This window comes from Neorhizobium sp. SHOUNA12A (assembly GCF_023006505.1).
Classification (GTDB): Bacteria; Pseudomonadota; Alphaproteobacteria; order Rhizobiales; family Rhizobiaceae; genus Neorhizobium.
The window spans coordinates 1-536 of record NZ_JALBGV010000208.1; the positions used below are offsets into that span (position 1 = coordinate 1).

The window sequence follows — 536 nt, forward strand, 5'->3', positions numbered from 1 at the left end:
TACCGCGAGTTTTTGACCTTCATCCATAACTTGGTGTCCACCTCTTTTAAGTGGACACCACATGCCAAAGCTCACTCAAATACAGAAGGTGCGGAGAAATTCGCGCTTACGCTCATTTGACTCGTCTTCCTTCCCCCGCAGCCATCATCGACCATGCGTCAGAAAGCCCTTCTGCAAACGGAGTGAACGATAAGATGCGCGAAGCCACTCGCCGTCATTGCCTCCAGATGTCAGGTGAGGAATTAGTCTCACCTAGAACGCTGCGCTGCAACACGCTCGACAGTTCCACCAAAATCGAAAACTACGGGATCAAAGCTCCGATTTGTCCTCTGTGGCGGAAAGACAATTTTCGTCGCGAACTGCTCCGAGATTGTGATATCCATCGCATCGTATCGTAGTTTTGGTGCTTATCGCGTGCCGTAGCGTGGTTGCGGGGGCAGGATTTGAACCTGCGGCCTTCAGGTTATGAGCCTGACGAGCTACCGGGCTGCTCCACCCCGCGTAAGGCGTAAATCCCTTTGGGATTTATCGCGATG

At 52.4% G+C, this 536-nt stretch carries 1 tRNA gene; it reads right to left on the reverse strand.

Features of this window, described 5'->3' with window-relative positions:
- Positions 1-425 precede the first annotated feature (425 nt).
- Positions 426-502, reverse strand: a tRNA-Met gene (locus MOV63_RS32510).
- Positions 503-536 lie beyond the last annotated feature (34 nt).